At 72.2% G+C, this 3,923-nt stretch carries 4 protein-coding genes; all 4 read left to right on the top strand.

The features are described from left to right. Positions 1-218 precede the first annotated feature (218 nt). The 4 genes from D450_RS0118750 to D450_RS0118765 all read left to right on the top strand — a co-directional run bounded on the left by D450_RS0118750 (position 219) and on the right by D450_RS0118765 (position 3,891). A complete protein-coding gene (locus D450_RS0118750; protein WP_017540194.1) occupies positions 219-833 on the top strand; it encodes a TetR/AcrR family transcriptional regulator in 615 nt (204 codons plus the stop codon). A gap of 14 nt (positions 834-847) precedes the next feature. After that, complete coding sequence (locus tag D450_RS0118755) at positions 848-2,350, top strand: DNA recombination protein RmuC (RefSeq protein ID WP_017540195.1); 1,503 nt, start codon at positions 848-850, stop codon at positions 2,348-2,350. Positions 2,351-2,382: 32 nt separating this feature from the next. Then, positions 2,383-3,054: a DUF6542 domain-containing protein gene (locus D450_RS0118760; protein WP_017540196.1), complete on the top strand. Its 672-nt coding sequence runs from the start codon at positions 2,383-2,385 to the stop codon at positions 3,052-3,054. Positions 3,055-3,195: 141 nt separating this feature from the next. Then, positions 3,196-3,891: a class I SAM-dependent DNA methyltransferase gene (locus tag D450_RS0118765; RefSeq protein WP_017540197.1), complete on the top strand. Its 696-nt coding sequence runs from the start codon at positions 3,196-3,198 to the stop codon at positions 3,889-3,891. Positions 3,892-3,923: the final 32 nt, after the last annotated feature.

Raw genomic sequence — 3,923 nt, forward strand, 5'->3', positions numbered from 1 at the left:
GTTCGGTGCGGGTGCGGGCATGGCGGTTCCCCCTCGGGGTCGGCGCGCCGCCTGGCGCGGGTGGCACAGTTCACTTACCGAGTACTCGGTAGGTGCCTGCTTCGCCGAGTCTAGGCCGCGTCCCGGCGGCGTGCCAGCCCCCTGGGGCGGTGCACCGCGAATGCGGGCATCAGAGGGGTCCGGGTACTCTCACGGCACCGAGCGAAGGGACAGGCGCGATGGCAGCAGAGCGGGGGCGGCGTCGTCCCGGGTACGCACCGGGCGGGCGGCGGGACGCGATCCTCGACGCCGCACTGGACGAGTTCGCCGCCGGCGGCTACAACGGCACCTCGCTGGCCAAGGTCGCCGAGCGGGCGGGCCTGACGCAGCAGGGCCTGCTGCACTACTTCCCCAGCAAGCAGGCGCTCCTGGTCGCCCTGCTCAACCGCCGCGACGAGGTGGACGCGGACGCGGCAGCGGAGGAGGACGGGCGCGTGGACCTGGCCGAGGTCGTGCGCCGCAACGTGGAGCGGCCCGGCATCGTGCAGGTGTACACGGTGCTCAGCGCAGAGTCCGTCACCGAGGGCCACCCGGCGCAGGAGTACTTCCGCGACCGCTTCGAGCGGCTGCGCGGGGAGGTGGAAGGGCGGATCCGCAAGGAGCACGGCGACCGGCTGCCGTCCGGGGTCGGGCCCGACGAGGCGGCCGCCCTGCTCATCGCCGCCATGGACGGACTGCAGACACAGTGGCTGCACGACCCCGGCGCGGTCGACATGCCCCGTCTCGTGCGCACCCTGATGGATGTCCTGACCGGTCCCGCGCGTGGCGGAAAGGCCCGGGACGCCGAGGATTGAGAGCATAGGCCGCCATGAACGGCCTTGAGATGATCCTGGTGCTTCTGGTGGGACTGGCCATCGGGGCGGCCTTGGGGTGGATGCTGGCCCGCAGCCGCACCGCCGAGACGCACGCCCGGGCGCGGGCCGCCGAGGAGCGCGCCGCCTACATCGAGGAGCAGCTGGGCGACCGGTTCCGCGCGTTGTCGGCGGAGGCCTTGGACACCACCAGTCAGCGCTTCCTGGAGCTGGCGGAGGGCCGGATGCGGGCCGTGGGCGCCGAGGCAGGCCAGGACATGGAGCAGCGGCGCCAGGCCGTGGAGAAGCTCGTCGAGCCCCTGCAGCAGGCGCTGGCCAAGGTCGAGGGACAGCTGCGGGAGGCGGACGCAGGGCGCAAGGCCGCCCACGCCGAGCTGGCCAAGCAGGTCGAGTTCGTGCGGGAGGGGTCGGACCGGCTGCGCGACCAGACGCGCGCGCTGGTGACGGCCCTGCGGCGCCCCGAAGCGCGCGGGCGCTGGGGAGAGATGCAGCTGCGGCGCGTGGCCGAGATGGCCGGGATGAGCTCCTACTGCGACTTCGACGAGCAGGCGAGCGTCCGCACCGACGACGGGCTCCAGCGGCCGGACATGGTAGTGCGCCTGGCCGGCGGCAAGAACATCGTCGTGGACTCGAAGGTGTCACTGGCGGCCTACCTGGAAGCGGCCGAGACCGACGAGGAGGACGTACGGGCCGAGCGGCTGCGCGCCCACGCCCGGCACCTTCGGGCGCACGTCGACCAGCTCTCGGGCAAGGCGTACTGGAAGGCGTTCGACCCGGCGCCCGAGTTCGTCGTGCTGTTCATCCCCGGGGAGGCGTTCCTGGCCCCGGCCCTGGAGGAGGACGCGGGACTGCTGGAGTACGCGATGGGGCGGCGTGTGCACATCGCGACGCCGACGACGCTGGTGTCGCTGCTGCGGACGGCCCAGTACGCCTGGCAGCAGGAGGCGCTGAGCGAGAACGCGCGCGCGGTGTTCGAGCTGGGCAAGCAGCTGCACGCGCGGCTGGCGACGCTGGGCGGCCACGTGGACGGGCTGGGCCGGGCGCTCTCGCGGGCGGTGGCCTCCTACAACCAGACGGTGGGCTCGCTGGAGAGCCGGGTGCTGGTGACGGCGCGGCGCTTCGAGGAGCTGGGGCTGGTCGAGGACGAGCTGGACGCCCCGCGGGGGATCGAGGAGCAGGCACGGCCGCTGGCGTCGGCCGAGCTGACGGACGCTGCGGCGCGGGCCGCGGAGGGCGCTGGGGGCGCCGGAGCAGCCGGGGGCGTCAAGGGTGCGGAGAACGTGGCCGAAGGAGGCGCGGAGCACGCGTCCGGCCTGGATCGGCCAGGGCCGGAAGCCACGGTTGTGCAGGCCGGAAACGGGCACGAGGAGACGGACGACCGCTCGGACACGACCCGCGTCGAACTGTACGGAGGCGCCTTCGGGCCATCGGATCCGGAAGACGGGGACGACACGAGTTCCGAGAAAGAGCAAGAATACTCACCACGAGTGACACACTGAACACTGTGAGTCATACAAGGGAGCGTGCGGGTATGGCCACGCGGAACACGGAGACGCCCGAGGACCCTCGGGCTCCCTTCTTCGTGCCTCCGCCGCCCCGCCGGCACGGAGGCAAGGGGGCGGCCGCAGGCACGAAGGGCACGCCGAAGAGGGGGCGGCAGGTGGCTGCGACGACGACCACGAAGCCCGGGGCGACCGGGAGGGGCGGGAAGGGCACCAAGCCGAATCCGGCCGCGGCGCCGGCCCGCCCGAAGAAGGCGCAGAACAAGGCACAGACCAAGGCGCAGCAGAGCGGCGGCGTCCGGCTGACCGGGCGCGGCGGCGTCCTGGTGATCATGGCCGCGAGCCTGTCGGCCGCGCTGGCGGCGGAGGCCACCGGGTGGACCTTCCTCAACGGCGGGGCGTTCGTGGTCGCGTGCGTGGCGGCGGCGCTGCTGGTGCGGCCGTCGGACCTGCTCGGCCTGACGGTGAGCCCTCCGCTGGCCTACTTCACGGCCGCGGTGGCGGCGGAGTGCGTCCTGACGCTGGGAAGCAACGGCTTCGTGCGCGGGCTGGCGCTCGGCATGGGGACACGGCTGGCCGACATCGCCCCGTGGCTGTTCCTCGGCACGGCGCTGGTGCTGATCATCGCGGTGTTCCGCGGACTGCCGTCCAACGTGCGGGACTTCAGCGACGAACTCAACGGGCGCCGGCCGCGCACCTGAGGCCGGTGGCGTCCTGAGTGCCTGAGGTCTCTGGTCACTTCGAAGGGCCGAGGCCGAGCGGAGCCGGGGAGAGCAGCAGAGAGCCGGGAGCACGCGGAAAACCGGTGTCGGCTCTCGAAGTGCGCTGGCAGACTGCCCGGCATGATCCCCTTCTCCGAATTCGACACCCGTGGGTACGAGACCGTCGACGTCGCGGCGGGGTACGGCGCCTGGGCACAGACGTACGAGCGCACGGTCGAGGACCTGATGGACATCGACCTTCTGGAGCGCCTGACCGGGCCGGAGTGGGCGTCGGTGCGGCGCGCGGCCGACCTTGGGTGCGGGACGGGCCGGACCGGCGAGTGGCTGCACGGCAAGGGCGCGCAACGGATCGACGGGGTCGACCTGACGCCCGAGATGCTGGAGATCGCGAAGCAGAAGGGGGCCCACGAGAGCCTCGGCGTCGCCGACGCGACCGAGAGCGGTTTGGAGAGCGGCGCCTACGACCTGGTCATCTCTTCGCTGATCGACGAGCACCTGCCGGATGTGGGTCCGCTGTACGAGGAGGCGGCGCGCCTGGCGCGGCCCGGCGGGTGGATGGTGATCGTGACCTACCACCCGCAGTTCATGATCACGGCGGGGATGCCGACCCACTACACGGACGGCGAGGGCCGGTCGTACGCGATCCAGACCCACGTGCACCTGGTCAGCGACCACGTACGCGCGGGCGTGGCCGCAGGATGGCGGCTGGCCGAGATGCACGAGGGCATCATCGACGACCGCTGGCTACAGCTGAAGCCGAAGTGGGAGAAGTTCAAGAACATCCCGCTGTCGGCGGTCTACGCCTGGCAGAGGTAGTACTGCAACGACAGGTCGATCGAGGAGCCCAC

Source organism: Nocardiopsis halophila DSM 44494 (assembly GCF_000341245.1).
GTDB classification, from domain to species: Bacteria; Actinomycetota; Actinomycetes; order Streptosporangiales; family Streptosporangiaceae; genus Nocardiopsis_A; species Nocardiopsis_A halophila.

Coding starts and splice junctions, on each gene's coding strand:
- D450_RS0118755 (WP_017540195.1), top strand. CDS start 848: ATGAACGGCCTTGAGATGATCCTGGTGCTTCTGGTGGGACTGGCCATC.
- D450_RS0118765 (WP_017540197.1), top strand. CDS start 3,196: ATGATCCCCTTCTCCGAATTCGACACCCGTGGGTACGAGACCGTCGAC.
- D450_RS0118750 (WP_017540194.1), top strand. CDS start 219: ATGGCAGCAGAGCGGGGGCGGCGTCGTCCCGGGTACGCACCGGGCGGG.
- D450_RS0118760 (WP_017540196.1), top strand. CDS start 2,383: ATGGCCACGCGGAACACGGAGACGCCCGAGGACCCTCGGGCTCCCTTC.